Origin of the sequence: Clostridioides sp. ZZV15-6598, from assembly GCF_020657705.1 — a bacterium.
Lineage (GTDB): Bacteria > Bacillota > Clostridia > Peptostreptococcales > Peptostreptococcaceae > Clostridioides > Clostridioides difficile_F.
In genome coordinates this window covers 1-478 of sequence record NZ_JAGWCS010000322.1, presented here as the reverse complement: position 1 = coordinate 478, position 478 = coordinate 1, and the positions used below count along the sequence as shown (strand labels likewise).

Sequence of the window (478 nt, the reverse complement as noted above, 5' to 3'; positions counted from 1 at the left end):
GACAAGGAATTTCGCTACCTTAGGACCGTTATAGTTACGGCCGCCGTTTACTGGGGCTTAAGTTCACTGCTTCGATTGCTCTAACAGATCCCCTTAACCTTCCAGCACCGGGCAGGCGTCAGCTCCTATACATCGTCTTGCGACTTAGCAGAAACCTATGTTTTTGGTAAACAGTCGCTTGGGCCTATTCTCTGCGGCCACCGTATGGTGGCACCCCTTATCCCTAAGTTACGGGGTCATTTTGCCGAGTTCCTTAACAACAGTTCTCTCGCGGGCCTTAGGATACTCTCCTCACCCACCTGTGTCGGTTTGCGGTACGGGTACCTTTAACCTCGATAGAGACTTTTCTTGACAGTGTGAAATCAGCTACTTCGCTACTAAATTTCGCTCCCCATCACATCCCAGCATTATCAAAGCGGATTTACCTACTCTGACTGCCTCAATGCTTGGGCACACATAACCAACAGTGTGCTTAGCT

1 rRNA gene is annotated in these 478 nt (G+C 49.6%); it reads right to left on the bottom strand.

Features of this window, described 5'->3' with window-relative positions:
* Positions 1 to 478 (bottom strand): 23S ribosomal RNA (locus KGF50_RS21845); the annotation flags it as partial.